The sequence below is a fragment of the Escherichia sp. HH091_1A genome (assembly GCF_030295175.1).
Taxonomy (GTDB): Bacteria; Pseudomonadota; Gammaproteobacteria; order Enterobacterales; family Enterobacteriaceae; genus Escherichia; species Escherichia coli_F.
This window is the reverse complement of sequence record NZ_AP025747.1, coordinates 1,802,136-1,819,386: the sequence shown is the minus strand read 5'-3', so window position 1 is coordinate 1,819,386 and position 17,251 is coordinate 1,802,136. Positions and strand designations below refer to the sequence as shown.

General features: G+C 49.5%; 13 protein-coding genes. 3 read left to right on the top strand and 10 right to left on the bottom strand.

Going from position 1 to position 17,251, the window contains the following annotated elements:
• Positions 1-85: 85 nt before the first annotated feature.
• A complete protein-coding gene (ydcK, locus tag QUF14_RS09115) occupies positions 86-1,066 on the top strand; it encodes a YdcK family protein (protein WP_001234017.1) in 981 nt (326 codons plus the stop codon).
• On the opposite strand, the gene rimL is transcribed toward ydcK, so the two are convergent.
• From rimL to hglS, 4 genes are all read right to left on the bottom strand, one after another.
• Positions 1,058-1,597, bottom strand: a complete 540-nt coding sequence (gene rimL / locus QUF14_RS09110; protein ID WP_001353208.1) for a 50S ribosomal protein L7/L12-serine acetyltransferase — start codon at positions 1,595-1,597, stop codon at positions 1,058-1,060. The two genes, ydcK and rimL, sit on opposite strands and share 9 nt — an antisense overlap.
• A 62-nt stretch (positions 1,598-1,659) precedes the next feature.
• The gene (locus QUF14_RS09105) at positions 1,660-1,884 is read right to left on the bottom strand and encodes an HP1242/YdcH family protein (protein WP_001296778.1); all 225 of its coding nucleotides are present in this window, start codon (positions 1,882-1,884) and stop codon (positions 1,660-1,662) included.
• A 140-nt stretch (positions 1,885-2,024) separates the two neighbouring features.
• Complete coding sequence (gene opgD, locus QUF14_RS09100; RefSeq protein ID WP_000375956.1) at positions 2,025-3,680, bottom strand: glucan biosynthesis protein OpgD; 1,656 nt, start codon at positions 3,678-3,680, stop codon at positions 2,025-2,027.
• Positions 3,681-3,904: 224 nt separating this feature from the next.
• Positions 3,905-5,248, bottom strand: a complete 1,344-nt coding sequence (hglS, locus tag QUF14_RS09095; RefSeq protein ID WP_000013756.1) for a 2-oxoadipate dioxygenase/decarboxylase HglS — start codon at positions 5,246-5,248, stop codon at positions 3,905-3,907.
• A 216-nt stretch (positions 5,249-5,464) separates the two neighbouring features.
• Between hglS and QUF14_RS09090 the strand changes: the two genes are divergently transcribed.
• Positions 5,465-6,388: a LysR substrate-binding domain-containing protein gene (locus tag QUF14_RS09090; protein ID WP_000414564.1), complete on the top strand. Its 924-nt coding sequence runs from the start codon at positions 5,465-5,467 to the stop codon at positions 6,386-6,388.
• 36 nt (positions 6,389-6,424) lie between these two features.
• Here QUF14_RS09090 and trg read toward each other — a convergent pair whose 3' ends face one another.
• The 3 genes from trg to cybB form a co-directional block, all read right to left on the bottom strand.
• Positions 6,425-8,065 (bottom strand): methyl-accepting chemotaxis protein Trg, encoded by a 1,641-nt coding sequence (trg, locus tag QUF14_RS09085; RefSeq protein WP_001098536.1) that lies wholly within the window; start codon positions 8,063-8,065, stop codon positions 6,425-6,427.
• A gap of 282 nt (positions 8,066-8,347) precedes the next feature.
• Complete coding sequence (locus QUF14_RS09080; RefSeq protein ID WP_000731856.1) at positions 8,348-8,521, bottom strand: YdcA family protein; 174 nt, start codon at positions 8,519-8,521, stop codon at positions 8,348-8,350.
• Between the two features lie 244 nt (positions 8,522-8,765).
• The gene (gene cybB / locus QUF14_RS09075) at positions 8,766-9,296 is read right to left on the bottom strand and encodes a cytochrome b561 (RefSeq protein WP_001353209.1); all 531 of its coding nucleotides are present in this window, start codon (positions 9,294-9,296) and stop codon (positions 8,766-8,768) included.
• A gap of 188 nt (positions 9,297-9,484) precedes the next feature.
• Between cybB and gap the strand changes: the two genes are divergently transcribed.
• Positions 9,485-10,486: a type I glyceraldehyde-3-phosphate dehydrogenase gene (gene gap, locus QUF14_RS09070; RefSeq protein WP_000048645.1), complete on the top strand. Its 1,002-nt coding sequence runs from the start codon at positions 9,485-9,487 to the stop codon at positions 10,484-10,486.
• 41 nt (positions 10,487-10,527) lie between these two features.
• Here the strand turns inward: gap and aldA are convergent, their stop codons facing one another.
• From aldA to hrpA, 3 genes are all read right to left on the bottom strand, one after another.
• Positions 10,528-11,967, bottom strand: a complete 1,440-nt coding sequence (aldA, locus tag QUF14_RS09065; RefSeq protein WP_000115923.1) for an aldehyde dehydrogenase — start codon at positions 11,965-11,967, stop codon at positions 10,528-10,530.
• A 195-nt stretch (positions 11,968-12,162) separates the two neighbouring features.
• Positions 12,163-12,963: a DUF218 domain-containing protein YdcF gene (gene ydcF / locus QUF14_RS09060; RefSeq protein WP_001027961.1), complete on the bottom strand. Its 801-nt coding sequence runs from the start codon at positions 12,961-12,963 to the stop codon at positions 12,163-12,165.
• 271 nt (positions 12,964-13,234) lie between these two features.
• Positions 13,235-17,137, bottom strand: a complete 3,903-nt coding sequence (gene hrpA / locus QUF14_RS09055; protein WP_286333511.1) for an ATP-dependent RNA helicase HrpA — start codon at positions 17,135-17,137, stop codon at positions 13,235-13,237.
• Between the last annotated feature and the right edge of the window lie 114 nt (positions 17,138-17,251).

Genomic DNA, 17,251 nt, shown 5'->3' with positions numbered 1-17,251 from the left:
AAATGCATTTTATGGAATTTTCTCGAGCATAGCCAGAGCCGCAGAATTTGCTACGGTTATAGTAAGTCACCTGTGGGAAAACGCTATGCGCAAATATCGTCTAAGTGAAGAACAGCGAGCCTTTAGTTATCAGGATGATGGCACTAAAAAAAGTGTGTTATTACGGCAAATTATCGCCATGAGCGATTTTAACGATGTGATAGCAGGAACCGCTGGCGGCTGGATCGATCGCGAAACGGTGTTAGCGCAGGAAGGAAATTGCTGGATTTACGATCAGAATGCTATTGCGTTCGGCGGAACGGTGATTTCCGGTAATACGCGTATCACCGGCACCAGCGTCCTTTGGGGAGAGGTTTACGCAGCGGATAACGTCTGGATCGATAATAGTGAAGTCAGTCAGGGTGCATATATAAGTGACAGAGTCACCATTCGTGACTCATTAGTTTGCGGTCAATGTAGAATATTTGGTCACGCCTTAATTGATCAACATTCTATGATCGTCGCCGCGCAAGGCTTAACCTCCGACCATCAACTCCTGCTACAAATTTATGATCGCGCAAGGGTTAGCGCCACGCGTATTGTCCACCAGGCACAAATTTATGGCGATGCCGTCGTCCGGTATGCTTTTATTGAACATCGCGCCGAAGTTTTTGATTTTGCCAGTATTGAAGGTAATGAAGAGAACAACGTCTGGCTATGCGATTGCGCTAAAGTCTACGGTCACGCGCAGGTGAAAGCTGGCATAGAAGAAGATGCCATTCCGACAATTCATTACAGTTCGCAGGTAGCGGAATATGCCATTGTGGAAGGTAATTGTGTGTTAAAACATCATGTCTTGATTGGCGGAAAGGCAGTGGTACGTGGCGGACCGATTCTGCTCGACGAGCACGTTGTAATACAAGGTGAGAGCCGTATTACAGGTGCGGTGATAATTGAAAACCATGTGGAGTTGACCGACCACGCCGTCGTTGAAGCCTTTGATGGCGACACGGTTCATGTCCGTGGTCCAAAAGTCATTAACGGCGAAGAGCGCATTACGCGAACGCCGCTGGCAGGGTTATTGTGAATCGATAATACGCGCGTATAAGTTCACATCATCATAGGCATCATTCAGGAACTCAGCCTGTTTCAGGCAACCTTCAAGGATAAAACCATTGCGCAAAGCGACCTGGTTGCTTTGCGCATTGTCCACCCGACATTTGATCACGAAGCGTCTAAGTTCACCAGACTGAGCGTAATGATGAATCAATGCCTGCAGCGCCTGAGAAATGATCCCCTGCCCCTGATGAGATTCGTCCAGCCAGTAGCCGATTTCAGCGGTTTTATTCAGTGGTTCAATACGATTAAACGAGATAACGCCGATAAGTTCATCTTCTTTGAAAATCATGAACATTTTGGCATAGCCGCGTTGATGCAACATTACATTGCCCTGCACCGTTTTTCGCGTGTCCTCTTCACTTTGAACAAACTGCGGCCAGTTTAGCGACTGCTGTAACCAGGTTCTATTTTTACAGATTAACTGATAAAGAGGTGTGACATGACTTTCTGCAACAGCATGTAATTCAAGTGATTCACTTACTTTTATCGTTTCAGCCATCTTATCTCCAGTCAATCCATGCAGTTGTTAAAAAAGCCGCCTGGCTGGCGGCTTAGGAAAGTTTACACCTCTTTGACGCTCTCCTGCTGCAGGATTTTGAGCATCTCATCTTTTAACTGTAGCTTTTGTTTTTTCATGCGGACCACTTCCGCATTGTACCCTCGACCGTCGGAACCTTCCTTTCTGGCAATTTCATGATCAAGTTTATTGTGTTTATCGAACAAGGACATAAAGCGAGGATTTTCGTTTTTCAGACGGGATATTAAATCTCGGTATTCTGGAAACATACGCACTCCCTGTTAGTGGCTGACAAGGTGTATCTGAAATACACACCATCAGATTACTCATTTAACTTAGGGAAAAATGCGAGCGGGATCGTGTTTAACCAGACGGCACCTCCCGAAGAAGGTGCCGAAGAAAAAAACGATTAACTCATCACGCGGTCGTCAACATACTGACGTTTATCCGGCGCTGGCGGGAAATACTGATACAGCCATGTTTCACTGATAGCGTCGCCCTGACAACGCAGATACATCCGCATATCGACCGGATCAGTGGAGTCCGAAGTCGGATACCAGTCAAACTGAATACGATAACCATCAATGGGTTCAATATAGAGAATTTCGATTTGCTTCGCTTCCCCACTGGAAAGCGTAATCACCGGCTCAATGCCTTTTGGTGCGGCAGCTTTCAGATCACCACCAACGAAATCGACGGCAAAACGACGCGCCCATTTTTCGGGATAGTGTTCACCAGGCGCCCAACCTTCCGGGAAACCGCCCATGCCGGTACGCGTTGCCATAACGCGCGCTAATGGGCAATGAACAGGCGGTTGCGCACTCCAGTACAGACGATACTGGAATGCAAACTCATCACCCGCTTTTACAGCTTTTTCTGGCTGCCAGAAGCAGACAATGTTATCCAGCGTTTCGCCCGTTGTTGGGATTTCCATCAGGCCGATGGTGCCCTTACCCCACTTGTTACGCGGTTCCACCCACAGACTTGGGCGTTTGTTATACCAGCCCATAATGTCCTGATAATGAGAGAAATCACGATCCAGTTGCAATAAACCAAACCCTTTCGGGTTGTTGTCGGTGTAAGCATTGAACTGCAATTTTTGCGGATTATTCAGCGGACGGCAAATCCACTCGCCGTTGCCCCGCCACATGGACAGACGATCAGAGTCATGGATTTGCGGATGAATGGTGTCGCACATCCGACGTTCATTAGTGCCGCAGCTGAACATGCTGGTCATCGGCGCAATGCCCAGCTGTTTAATGTCTTTGCGCGCATACAGGTGATTTTCCACATCCATAATCACCTGACTTTTCTCACAATGGATAGTGAACTTATAGGCACCAGTAATGCTGGCGCTATCGAGCAACGCATAAACGGTAAAGGTGGTTGCCCCCGGTTTTACCGTATCAAACCAGAAGGCGGTAAAGTCGGGGAACTCTTCTTTACTGTCGGTGTAAGTGTCGATCGCCAGGCCGCGAGCCGACAAACCGTATTGATATGTATCATCAACCGCGCGGAAATAACTCGCACCGAGGAATGATACGACATCACGGCGCGCCAGTTCGGGGGCTTTAAACACGCGAAAACCGGCAAAACCGAGATCGCTTTGCCCTTCTAATTGTTTGGTATCAACACCCGCATCGTTGTATTTGAACAACTCCGGGCGAAAGTGAATTTCACGCGCCAGATGTGTTGCGGGATCAACAGAAAACATACGAACGCGGCGACGGAATCCCATTCCCATATGGAAGAACTGAGCGTCCAGTTGACGGTTCTCAACGTTATGCCAGAGCGATTTTTCGGCGTCGTATTGAATACTGTTATAAGCCTGCGGCGTCATTGTCGCCAGAGTGTCAGGTAACGGACGCGGCGCACCACGCCACGCGGTTTGCGCTAAGTCGTGCGCCATTGACTGTAGAATGGAGAAGTCAAAACGCTGGGTTTGCCCGTCGGCAATATCAGAATCTGCCGCGAATGCCGCCTGAGAAAAAAGAGAAGCAATGCCGCTGGTACCGCACACGGCGGCCATAGCCATTGAACCTTTAATAAATCGTCTACGATCCATACCTGAAAGTGAGTCCTTCTGGTGTTGTGAATGGTCCCGCGCTGGTCGTTTTCAGCGGCAAGAAAGTGCTTATTTATGACCGCTCACTCTAGACAATATTTATTAATAATCCAATTGTTGAACTCAGAGAATATGCATTAATCGGCAATTTTTTTATGTCGATGGGATGAGCCTGATTCGTTTGTAAAATCAGGCAAATTTTTGCAAAGGCGGATGGTCAGAATTTAAAGCAAACCACAGCGACGTTTACTGCGTTCTTCCGCTTCCTGATAAAGCTGGAACTCATCCAAAACCGGGCAGCCCAACGCCTGCTCAAATGCTTCGCGACTGGCATTACCGTGACTGCGTGCCTGCGTTTCATTACCCAGATTTGACTGGAAGATCCCCGCCGCGCTAACGGGCAAGAAATCTTCATAGGTAATGGGTTGCGCCACTATCCAACCACGTTCAATTAAGGGCTGTGGATCGTCTCCGGGATGAATCGCCTGACGATGCGCCTCACCCGAAGGCGTCAAACGGTACCGGAACCATGCCAACCCTTGCTGACGCATTAAAAACTCACTGTCAGGAAAAGTGCGGAAGGTTTCCTGTAAATGCATTTGGTGAGTGAGATTATCCTGCCCGGTTCCAGCGTTCCGCAGTAGATCATCATACAGTTGTCGTCCTTTCGGCGTTAATGCCACGCCACGCTGCTCTATTTCACCAAAGCGCGCGGTATGCGTGCCCTGTTTCTGCCCCGCAAACAACACCGTCTCTTCCAGTGCTTTAAAGCTGGTCTGGCGTAGTAAAATCGGTACCTCGCGGCGCGGCGGCCCTTCGATCAGAATTTTGGGTTCAATTCCGCATTCAGGCATCATCGACTGCACCCGGTCAATATCCAGCGTGCGTGGCGTCAGGTGGTTGATATGGCATCCAGGAAAACAGACCACATCAGCAATCAGCCGATGTTCGTTATGCAAGGCGCGATAGGTTACTTCATCCACCGTTGCTGACTGGTGCCAGCGAAACGTTTCCAGGGCTTCCTGCACAAACTCCTGTGCCTGTGTTTCGTTAAAACCGCCCCGCTGCTCATACTCCTCTAACAGTTGTCGACAACGTGGGGTGAAGATATCGCGCTGACGCAGAATCTCCGCCGCTTTCTGGCGCAAAAATTCGTTCTCGATAAGCTCCAGGCGGAGTAATGAGGTAAAAACGCGGAAGGGATTACGCGCCAGAGAAGCATCATCAATGGGCCGAAATGCTGTGGAATGTACCGGCACCCCCGCCTGCGAGAGATCGTAATAGCTCACCGGGTACATCCCCATAATGGCAAACATCCGCCGAAGAGTAGCAAGCTCTTGTGCAGTCCCAACGCGAATTGCCCCATGACGTTCAACATTCAGTCGCGCCAGCTCGTCTGCATTTACCATTTTTTCGTGCAGTTGAGGATTGTTTTCCAGCACAGCCAGATTCACATCAGCTACCAGTTCCAGCAGCGTGCCGTACTGCGGAACTTCTTGCTGGTACATGGCTGACATTGCCTGCGAAAACTGTTCCCGAATCTCATCCGCCGTGATGCTGTTCGCCATAATGTCTGCCTCCATTGGTCAGTAATCTGGAGTGTAGGTAACCACATTCACTCTGGCGGGAAGAATTTACAAACTGTGATCTCGCCGCGAAAACATCAATATTATCCATTTTCCTGTAACGCAATTGCTTTAATTGTTAATAATATTTTGCAATCAAGTTATCATAATCAAACAACTTCACTTGTCAGCGACACCGCTTCGTTTTTAACATCGCTTATGGAAAAAAATAGTCTGTTTAGTCAGCGCATCCGTTTGCGCCACCTTCATACATTCGTAGCTGTTGCACAACAAGGAACTTTGGGGCGCGCAGCTGAAACCCTTAATTTGAGTCAACCTGCGCTCTCCAAGACATTGAATGAACTAGAGCAATTGACAGGTGCTCGCTTGTTTGAGCGTGGTCGTCAGGGGGCGCAACTTACCTTACCCGGCGAACAATTTTTAACACATGCAGTCAGAGTTCTTGACGCTATTAACACTGCCGGACAGTCGCTTCATCGTAAAGAAGGTCTTAACAATGATGTCGTCAGGGTAGGTGCATTACCTACCGCGGCGCTGGGAATATTACCTTCAGTTATAGGTCAGTTTCATCAGCAACAAAAAGAGACGACCTTGCAAGTTGCGACAATGAGTAACCCTATGATTCTGGCAGGTTTGAAGACCGGCGAAATCGATATCGGGATTGGTCGAATGTCAGATCCCGAACTGATGACCGGGCTTAATTATGAATTGCTGTTTCTTGAATCGCTGAAGTTGGTCGTTCGTCCCAATCACCCACTGCTTCAAGAGAACGTAACGCTAAGTCGGGTGCTGGAATGGCCTGTCGTTGTATCACCAGAAGGTACTGCACCACGCCAGCATTCAGATGCATTAGTGCAGAGCCAGGGCTGTAAAATTCCTTCGGGCTGTATCGAAACGCTGTCTGCTTCGCTATCTCGTCAACTTACGGTTGAATACGACTACGTGTGGTTTGTCCCTTCTGGCGCTGTAAAAGACGACCTGCGTCATGCCACGCTGGTGGCCCTGCCTGTTCCGGGGCATGGTGCAGGCGAACCGATCGGAATATTGACCCGCGTAGATGCGACGTTCTCTTCTGGTTGCCAGTTGATGATTAACGCTATTCGAAAATCAATGCCGTTCTGAAAAGTAAGGGATCTTTCGATCCCTTCTTTGATATTTTCACGCTGTTGCGAAACTAACAGACTCACCAGCTCCGCGTGATTCTGCCAACACAGAATGTTTGTTCAGGCGGAAAACGTCTACCGCCTCAGTTAATCGTGCAGCCTGTTCTTCAAGGGACACCGCCGCCGCTGAGGCCTCTTCTACCAGAGAAGCATTCTGTTGCGTCACCTTATCCATTTCGGAAATCGCCTGGCTCACCTGCGTTATGCCTCTACTTTGTTCATCCGAGGCGGCGGCAATCTCCTGCATGATATGTGTGACACTCGCGACGGCATCAACAATCGTGCTCATGGTTTTCCCTGCCGTTGCCACTTCAACCGACCCCAGGTCAATTAACCTGACTGATTCACTGATCAAGCCTTCAATCTCTTTCGCCGCCTGGGCGCTGCGACTTGCGAGTGTCCGTACTTCGCTGGCGACAACGGCAAATCCACGTCCTTGCTCACCCGCTCGTGCGGCTTCAACGGCAGCATTCAGCGCCAGAATATTTGTCTGGAAAGCAATGCTGTTGATGACGGCAGTGATCTCGGAAATTTTCTTTGAACTCGTGGAGATTGCTCCCATCGTTCTAACTACACCGGAAACCGTCTCCCCGCCATCGCTGGCTTTAATGGAGGCCTCTTGCGCCAGTTTGCTGGCATGATGCGCGTTATCCGCATTCTGTTTCACCGTCGCAGTGAGTTGCTCCATGCTAGCGGCAGTTTGTTCGATTGCCGCCGCTTGTTCTTCGGTGCGAGATGAAAGGTCCGCATTGCCAGCGGAAATTTCGCTGGTGCCACGATAAATCTCTTCCGCGCCCTGTCGAACAGTCCCGACTGTCATCCCCAGTGAATGCTGCATTTGCTGTAAATGATGACTTAAGCGCCCGATTTCATTACGACCCGCCGGTTCATCATTCATCGTCAGATCGCCACTGGCAATTTTTTCAATCCGTTGTGCGGCATGTTGCAGTGGACGAATGACGATCCGACGTAGCACCATAAATGTTATCAGCGTCATGACCACGGCAAGCACAAACGCGCCAATCATAAACATCACACCCAGGCGGGTACGCTGATGGGCCTGTTCCGCCAGTTGGTTGGCTCTGGTGCTACGTATCTTAACGGCTTTGTTCAAAATATCGGTATAAGCATTATCCAGCGGTCGGATCTGCTCACTTTCATGATTGATAATCGCTTCAAACATGCCATTTTTGGCATATTTCAACATAGGTTGCATACCCGTGATATAAGCCTGGAAACGTTGATTTAATTCAGCGTCGAGAGCTTCATCAGCAAGTGTTTTCACCGGCCGACTCTGGTAAGCCCGATAACCTTGCTGCGACTGTTTAATCTCCGATTCGGCTTGCGCAATATTTCGCTTCATTGCTTCCATTTCCGCAATACGACTCGCCGCCCCGGCCTGAATCATATTGATCCGGGCCGAACGCAAAAAATCTGAGCTGTTCGCTAACCCGGTCCGAATCTCAATCTCCGCAGTCACATCACGCTGATCGCGATCGGCCTGCCAGAGGAAATAGCCAGCCAGGGCTGAACTCAAGGCAAACAGAAGTAAGATACCGCCAAGAATGCAGGCAAATAACGGAACCAGCCTGATGTGATGCAAAAAACCTAATCGCTGTGAGGGAGTTGTATTCATTACCGTTGTCTCTCTTCCAGGTTTACTCCTGATAGAAAGTCATCGGCATTTGACGGTAATTACTTACGACTAAAAACCTCTTTGCGTCACATTTTTACAACAATTATTGCAGAGAAGATTAATGCCATTGGATTGAAGAAAGTGAGGAATGGTTAAACTGGCTAACCCGAATGACGAAAAATTCTGGAAAACAGCACGCTATTTCGTGAAGTGATTATTTTCGTCCCTAAGGAAACCTCATAGGATGCCTGCGGGTGCCTGTACTGCCCCCCTTTTTACGCTTCAGTTAGTGCATGTTTTTTTCGATGCACTAATAGAACCATCATTACAGACAAATTTGCCGCCTGCTGTACAGTGAGAGATCCCCCCTTTCGAACCAGAGCAGGGTTTGCGCCCGGCATCGGCATAAAAGGAAACAAGCGCTCCCATAACCAAGATAAGTGCCAATTTTTTCATATAACCTCCATGGTTTATCGAATCTTATGTTCGATTTGAACGTTATACGCTGGTTTATTTTGATACCGTTGATGAGATCAAAGAACGGGTGAATTGATTAAAGATAAGCCAGATGGGCATATGGACAAGGATTATGGTTTTATTTGTCATACAAATAAATATAATAGGCACTTCCGATGTAGGCCCGTATTCTTCGCCTGTACCACGGGTCGGTTTTAGTACAGGCGTTTTCTTTAAATATCCTTCAGGAACGTTTACGCGGCATCATGCGTAGAAGTGTGTTGTCCTTCCAGAAATAGTGGTGTGCCAGTGCAGCCGCAGCGTGCAACCCGATGACAAAATATCCCAGATTCGCCAGCGTCTCATGCCACCACTTTAAGCTATCAACCCGTTCGAAATTGGCCTCTGCTGCGTAAGGCATTGTCATACCAAACGCAAACCATGGGTTGCCCCGGTTATACATCATCACCAAACCAATCACTGGTAGCGCAATAAACAGGAGATAAATCACCAAATGTCCCAAATGTGCCAGTCCCGTCATCATCGGTTTTGGTTTAGGTACAATCGGCGGAGTTGGGTATTTAAGCCTTAACAAAAGACGAACAACCATCAGCACGAGAATTGTGATGCCACAGGAAACATGAATCATGTTGATGAGCGGCCGATCGCTACGTGGGAAGAAACCACGAAACTCCATTGCGCAATACGCTGCGATAACCAGCAAAAAGACCAGCCAGTGAATGCCGATTTGTAACCTTGAATATTTACTTTCCATAACATTTCCTGCTTTAACATAATTTTCCGTTAACATAACGAGCTTTTCTTAAAATTTCATTAAATTTTGTTCACCCGTTTTCAGTACGTTACGTTTCACGGCAAGAATGTAGATTGCCCATCCCGCCATCCTGGTCTAAGCCTGGAAAGGATCAATTTTCATCCGAACGTTCCTGACAGGAGAAGACCATGAGTAAAGTTGGTATTAACGGTTTTGGTCGTATCGGTCGACTGGTGTTGCGTCGATTACTTGAAGTCAAAAGCAACATAGACATTGTCGCTATTAATGATCTCACTTCCCCAAAAATTCTCGCCTACCTGCTGAAACATGATTCAAACTACGGACCGTTCCCCTGGAGCGTTGATTTTACGGAAGATTCACTTATCGTTGATGGAAAAAGTATCGCGGTTTACGCCGAAAAAGAGGCTAAAAATATTCCATGGAAAGCGAAAGGCGCAGAAATCATTGTCGAATGTACTGGCTTTTATACCTCCGCCGAGAAATCGCAGGCGCACCTTGATGCTGGTGCGAAGAAGGTGTTGATTTCCGCCCCTGCCGGTGAAATGAAAACCATCGTTTATAACGTCAATGACGACACACTGGATGGCAACGACACCATTGTTTCCGTGGCGTCATGCACCACTAACTGTCTTGCACCGATGGCCAAAGCCTTGCACGACAGTTTCGGAATAGAAGTCGGCACGATGACGACCATTCATGCCTATACTGGCACCCAGTCACTGGTGGATGGCCCGCGAGGTAAAGATCTACGCGCTTCACGTGCAGCGGCAGAAAATATCATTCCCCACACTACAGGCGCGGCAAAAGCCATTGGTCTGGTGATCCCAGAACTGAGCGGCAAACTGAAAGGTCATGCGCAACGCGTACCCGTGAAAACAGGTTCGGTGACTGAACTGGTGTCTATTCTTGGAAAAAAAGTGACTGCCGAAGAGGTGAACAACGCGCTTAAAAACGCGACAAACAATAACGAGTCATTTGGTTATACCGATGAAGAAATAGTCTCTTCTGATATCATTGGCAGCCATTTCGGGTCGGTGTTTGATGCCACGCAAACCGAAATTACCGCCGTGGGCGATTTACAGCTGGTGAAAACGGTCGCCTGGTATGATAACGAATATGGCTTCGTCACGCAGCTTATTCGCACCCTCGAAAAATTCGCTAAACTCTGACGAGCAAAGGCGGAGGGAAAAGCCTCCGCCTCTTTCACTCATTACGACTGTAAATAAACCACCTGGGTCTGCAGGTATTCATGCAAGCCATGTTTGCCATCTGCGCCGCCAATACCGGATTTACGCCATCCGGCGTGGAATCCTTGCATAGCTTCGAAGTTTTCACGGTTGATGTAAGTTTCACCAAACTTCAGCCCTTTAATAGCTTTCATCGCGACGTTCAGATTTTGGGTATAGAGTGATGAGGTCAGGCCGTAATCACTGTCATTAGCCATTGCGATAGCCTCTTCCAGCGTGTCAAATGCGACCACTGGCAGCACCGGGCCAAAGGTTTCCTCGTGCATAATCGACATTTCCTGACGAACATCCAGCAGCAAAGTCGGCGGATAATAATATCCTTTCCCCTCAACCGCTTTGCCCCCCAACGCTACCCTCGCCCCCTCTTCGACTGCGCGCGCCACTTTTTGCTCGACCCTTTCCAGCGCCGCGGCGTTAATCAACGGCCCCATCGCAATGTCGTTGCGTTCAGCGGGGTTACCAAATTGAACCGCCTGCATCGCTTCACCCAGCCGATTGACGAAATGATCATAAATGCCTTTCTGTACATAAACACGTTCTGCACAGTTACACACTTGCCCACTATTAATGACGCGTGAATCAACGATGGCTTTGACTGCCAGTTCAAGATCGGCATCGTCCATTACGATAGCTGGTGCTTTACCACCCAATTCCAGACACACTTTTGTGATATTTTTTGCTGCAGTCGCCATGATCTTTTCACCTGCAGAGACGCTGCCTGTCATACTGACCATTGCGACCTTTGGGTTACCCGCCAGTTCTTGCCCAACGGTTTCACCACGCCCCAGCACAAGGTTAAACACACCGCGTGGAAGGCCTATTTCATCGACAATTTTGGCAAAAGCAATCGCATTGTTTGGCGTAAATTCACTGGGTTTAATGACGATAGTATTACCGGTCAAAAGAGCGGGAGCCATTTTGCGGGCAATGAGGAAGAACGGGAAGTTCCACGGCAGAATGCCGGTAGTCACGCCAAGCGCACGTTTAAAGAGAAGAATATTTTCTCCTGGACGATCGCTTTGAATAATCTCACCTTCGTAACGCCGCGCCCACTCTGCCATGTAATCGATATAATCCGCAGTAAATGCTACCTCAACTTCGGCCAGCTGCTGGATCTTGCCCCCTTCTTCAACAATCAGCGCACTGATTTCACTGGCGCGTTCGCGGATCCCGACGGCGATTTTGCGTAACCAACTGGCGCGTTCAATGGCAGGCAATGCTTCCCATTCTGGCTGCGCGCGCTCTGCGGCGTCGATTGCTTTGCGAGCATCTTCAGCCTGACCATCGGGAATGCGGGAAATCACCGCCTCTGTTGCGGGGTTAACCACATCAATCCATGCGTCTCCACGCCAGGTAACAAACTGTCCATCTATATACATAGGATGTTGAACGGGTACTGACATGGGCGACTCCTGTGATTTATATGTTTGTTTTTGGTAAATGTATTGTTAATTAACATCAATCATCATAGAGACGGCATCGTGAAAGGACAATTCTGTGAAGGGCTTCATAAAAAGAAGGGTAAAAGGAATAAAAGGCAGAAAAAAAAGTAAGGAGTCATGCCCGTTTGCAAACAGTTGTTCTCAAACGGGCAATTTTCAACGTAGCGAGCGACTTTCCATCGCCTCGATAAGCACAGCATCGTGTTTCAGCGTTTGCCATGCCTGGGTGACTTCTGCAGGAAAATCAACGTGAACGATAAAATCTCGCCCACGGGGACCATAGCCATCACTATCATCGCGTAAACGTGGCATCTCACCGGTAAGCAGTGATAGATAACGCTCAACCGGCCATAATCCTTCTAACTGGTTAATAAAGATTACACTGTCTTCGTTATTTCCCAACTGAGGAACGAATCCGGGATAACTTAACCAACGAGGTGCGTCTGGATTGTCACCGGTAATACGACGGAACGTCGCCATTGTGCGCCGCTGCATGGTGGGATCCTGTACAACAATAGCGGTGTGAACTCGTTCTACGGCCTGATTCAGTAGAGCAATGCTAAAGCGTGCGTTTTCACCGCAGTTTGTTGACTGGTCTTCAATCCAGATTTTTTCATGCGGAATGTGCCAGAACTGATGAGCGATATCCGCCAGGATGGTAGCTTCTGCTCTGCCAGTGGTGCGGATAGTGTTGTAGTGCGGATGCTGTGCGATGGCGCTATACAAAAAAGTTGTCGAGTGACCGATACCACCACTAATCAGTAGAGGAATTTGCTGATCGCGGGCAATCTTACATGCCGCATCGATAGTCGGCATAACCGCATTGCCTGCAAGGATCACGCAATCGGCCTGATACGGCACCTCACCGGAGAAATCATCCTGCGCCAGCCACTGTCCGATAACATTTATGGCATCTATGGTTGCCGTCGAAAGTGTGGGAAACGGGGTAATGTTCATGGTTCCTCCTTATCGTTCCCTTAAGAATACTGCGTGAGATAATAATGAGAAGCGGAGACCTCTGAAAGGAGGAAGTCGTATTTCCTTAACCGCCACTCCGCAAGCCTGACATATCTTTTAAGGAAATGCTGTAGATAAACATTATTCATCTTGCAGCAGAGAATTGTATTTTTCTGAATTCCTGAATTTTTACCCTTACCGTTTTAGAATTAATAAAAAACCCGGCGCTAAATGCTTACCGGGTTTTAGATTTATCAGGCAAATAGCAGGATTAACCGCTAATCTGCTCCATCGCCTGCAAAATACGCTTATCCGAAATCGGATAAGGCGTACCAAGTTGTTGAGCGAAGTAGCTGACGCGCAGCTCTTCTATCATCCAGCGGATCTCTTTTACGTCTTCATCTTCACGACGTGCTGGCGGCAGTTTGTTGATCCACTGCTGCCACGCCTGCTGGACATTTTCGACTTTCAGCATCTGGGCGCGGTCGCGATGTGGATCAACCGCCAGTTTTTCCAGACGTTTTTCAATCGCCTGTAAATAACGCAGCGTGTCGCCCAGCCGTTTAAAACCGTTGCCAGTGACAAAACCGCGATACACCAGCCCGCCCATCTGCGCTTTAATGTCAGAAAGCCCCAGCGCCATGGTCATATCCACCCGTCCTTTCAGGCGTTTGTTGATATTGAACACTGCCGTAAGGATTTGCTCGACCTGCTTCGCAATATCCACCACCGTGTCGTTCAGTTCAGCGCGGACTTTTTCATGAAGCGCAGCAAAGCCTTCCTCCGTCCAGACCGGGCCGCCCGCCTCATCAATCAACTTATCAACACCGCAGGAGATGCAGTCGTCAATGAGATCCAGCACTTTACCGTACGGGTTAAAGTAGAGACCCAGCTTCGCTTTGTTCGGCAGTTTCTCATGCAGATATTTAATTGGCGACGGAATGTTCAGCAACAGCAAGCGACGCAAACCACGCCACATAGCCTGCTGTTGTTCCTGCGGGTTATCAAAAAGCTTAATCGCTACGCTGTCACGCTCATCCACCAGCGCAGGCCAGGCCTTCACTTTGTAGTTGCCACGTTTCTGCTCGTAGTGATCCGGTAAATTACCGAAGCTCCAGATATGTAACCCGCTTTGCTCAATACCATCATCGGCAACGGCGGAAAGCGTTTCCTGCACTTTGCCTTTCAGGGCATCTTTCAGATCCTGTAATGAGCGCCCTTCTTTTAGCTTCTTATTTTTGTCGTCCACCACGCGGAAGGTGATTTTCAGGTGATCGGGCACCTGATCCCAGTGCCAGTCTTCGCGGTCAACGGTAACGCCGGTCATCCGCCGTAGCTCGCGCTCAAGGCTGTCGAGTAACGGCAGTTCCAGCGGCGTGACGCGACCTAAAAACGCTTCGGCGTAGTTTGGCGCGGGCACAAAATTACGCCGTACCGGTTTCGGCAACGATTTGATTAGAGCAATCACCAGTTCACGGCGCAGGCCGGGGATCTGCCACTCAAACCCGCTTTCCTCAACCTGGTTAAGTAACGGCAGCGGAATATGCACGGTCACACCGTCAGCATCCGCCCCCGGCTCAAACTGATAGCTTAAACGCAGCTTGAGATTGCCCTGATGCCAGAAGTTCGGGTAATCCAGCTTGCTGATTTTTTCCGCCCCTTCTTTGATCAACATGCTCTTTTCAAAGTTGAGCAAATCAGGTGTTTCGCGGCTGACTTTTTTCCACCAACTATCAAAGTGTCGTGCGGAGATCACATCGTGGCTGATGCGCTGGTCGTAAAACTCAAACAACGTTTCGTCATCCACCAGAATATCGCGGCGACGTGATTTGTGTTCCAGTTCTTCCACTTCTGCCCGTAGTTTCAGGTTTTCACGGAAGAATGCGTGACGCGTCTGCCAGTCACCTTCCACCAGCGCGTGGCGAATAAAAAGTTCACGACACAACGCCGGATCAATCTGGCTGTAGTTGACCTTACGCGCAGCAACAATCGGCAACCCGTAAACGGTGACTTTTTCCGTTGCCATCACCGCGCCCTGCGCCCGTTCCCAGTGCGGTTCGCTGTAGGAGCGTTTAATCAAATGCTGGGCAACTGGCTCTACCCATTCCGGATCGATACGTGCCGCAATGCGCCCCCACAGGCGGCTGGTTTCTACCAGTTCCGCCACCATTGCCCATTTCGGCGGCTTCTTGAATAAACCAGAACCGGGGAAGATGGAGAAACGCGCGTTACGTGCGCCGGTATATTCCTGTTTATCGGCATCTTTCATGCCGATATGCGAAAGCAAACCTGTCAGTAAGGCGATGTGAATTTCGCGATACTCCGCCGGTTCGCTGTTAACCGGAATGCCAAGTTCTTTCACCACCTGGCGCAACTGAGTGTAGATATCCTGCCATTCACGCACGCGCAGATAGTTAAGGTAATCAGTACGGCACAGGCGACGGAAGGCGTTTGAAGAGAGCGCCTTTTGCTGCTCGCCAAGATAATTCCACAGATTTACAAACGCCAGGAAGTCGGATTCTTTATCGTGGAAGCGACGATGTTTTTCGTCCGATGCCTGCTGCTTGTCCATTGGCCGCTCTCGCGGGTCCTGAATAGAGAGCGCGGAAGTGATAATCATCACCTCACGCACGCAGCCATGTTTCTGCGCTTCCAGCACCATTCGCGCCAGACGTGGGTCGACAGGCAGTTGCGAGAGCTGGCGACCGAGCGGCGTCAGTTTATAGGCGCTGGCCTGTTCATCAGTGGTGATCGCGCCCAGCTCTTCGAGCAGACGCACGCCATCCTGGATATTGCGTTTATCCGGCGCTTCTACAAACGGGAACGCAGCGATATCGCCCAGCCCCAGCGCGGTCATCTGCAAAATAACCGAGGCCAGGTTGGTACGCAGAATCTCCGGATCGGTAAACTCCGGGCGCGAGAGGAAATCGTCTTCGGAATAAAGACGAATGCAGATCCCTTCTGACACACGACCACAGCGGCCTTTACGCTGATTAGCTGAAGCCTGCGAAATGGGCTCAATCGGCAGACGCTGTACTTTGGTGCGATAGCTGTAGCGGCTAATACGCGCCGTACCTGGGTCGATAACGTATTTAATCCCCGGCACGGTCAGCGACGTTTCCGCGACGTTAGTCGCCAGCACAATGCGCCGTCCGCTGTGCGACTGGAAGACGCGGTTCTGCTCGCTGTTCGAAAGCCGTGCATAAAGCGGAAGAATTTCCGTATGGCGTAAGTTTAGCTTGTGCAGCGCATCGGCGGTATCGCGAATTTCTCGCTCGCCGCTCATAAAAATCAGAATGTCGCCAGGGCTTTCCTGACTCAGTTCGTCTACGGCGTCAAAAATCGCCTGCAACTGGTCGCGCTCGGTGTCATCAGCTTCTTCAACAATCGGGCGATAGCGCACCTCCACCGGATAGGTACGACCGGAGACTTCGATAATCGGCGCATTATTAAAGTGGCGCGAAAAGCGTTCCGGGTCGATAGTCGCGGAAGTAATAATGATTTTTAGGTCAGGACGCCGCGGCAGCAACTCTTTCAAATAGCCGAGCAGAAAATCGATATTCAGGCTGCGTTCGTGCGCTTCGTCAATAATGATGGTGTCGTACTGCATCAGCAGACGGTCTTGCTGGATCTCCGCCAGCAGGATACCGTCGGTCATCAGTTTGACCATCGTGTTATCACTGACGTGATCGCTGAAACGCACTTTGTAACCGATGCAACCGCCCGGCTCCGTTTTCAGCTCTTCCGCAATACGGTTCGCCACCGTTCGTGCCGCCAGACGACGCGGCTGGGTATGGCCGATCAGCCCTTTAATTCCGCGGCCCAGCTCCATACAGATTTTCGGTAGCTGAGTCGTTTTACCGGAACCCGTTTCCCCTGCGACGATCACCACCTGGTGATCACGAATTGCTTCGAGAATGTCCTGTTTTTTCTGACTCACCGGCAAATTGTCCGGATAAGTGATTTCCGGTCGTGCCGCTTCACGCAGCAGGACTTTCCCTGCCGCCTGGTCAATCTCTTTCGCCATCTCCTGGAAAATGGCCTGTTGTGCATCAGGATTTTTAACCTTCTTCACGCCATGCAGACGGCGGGAAAAACGCAGTCTGTCACGCAGCATCAGCGAATCTAGCCGCTGCTGCAAGGCCGTAAAGGTCAATTTTTGTTGTTCTGTCATAACGTTAGTGGGCAGTAGGCTGCCTGATTAATTTTCTTTTAAATGATATATATAGAGTACCACATCGCGGCTTTCTATGCGTTGTTCAATAAATTCGAACATAGGCTTCGATTT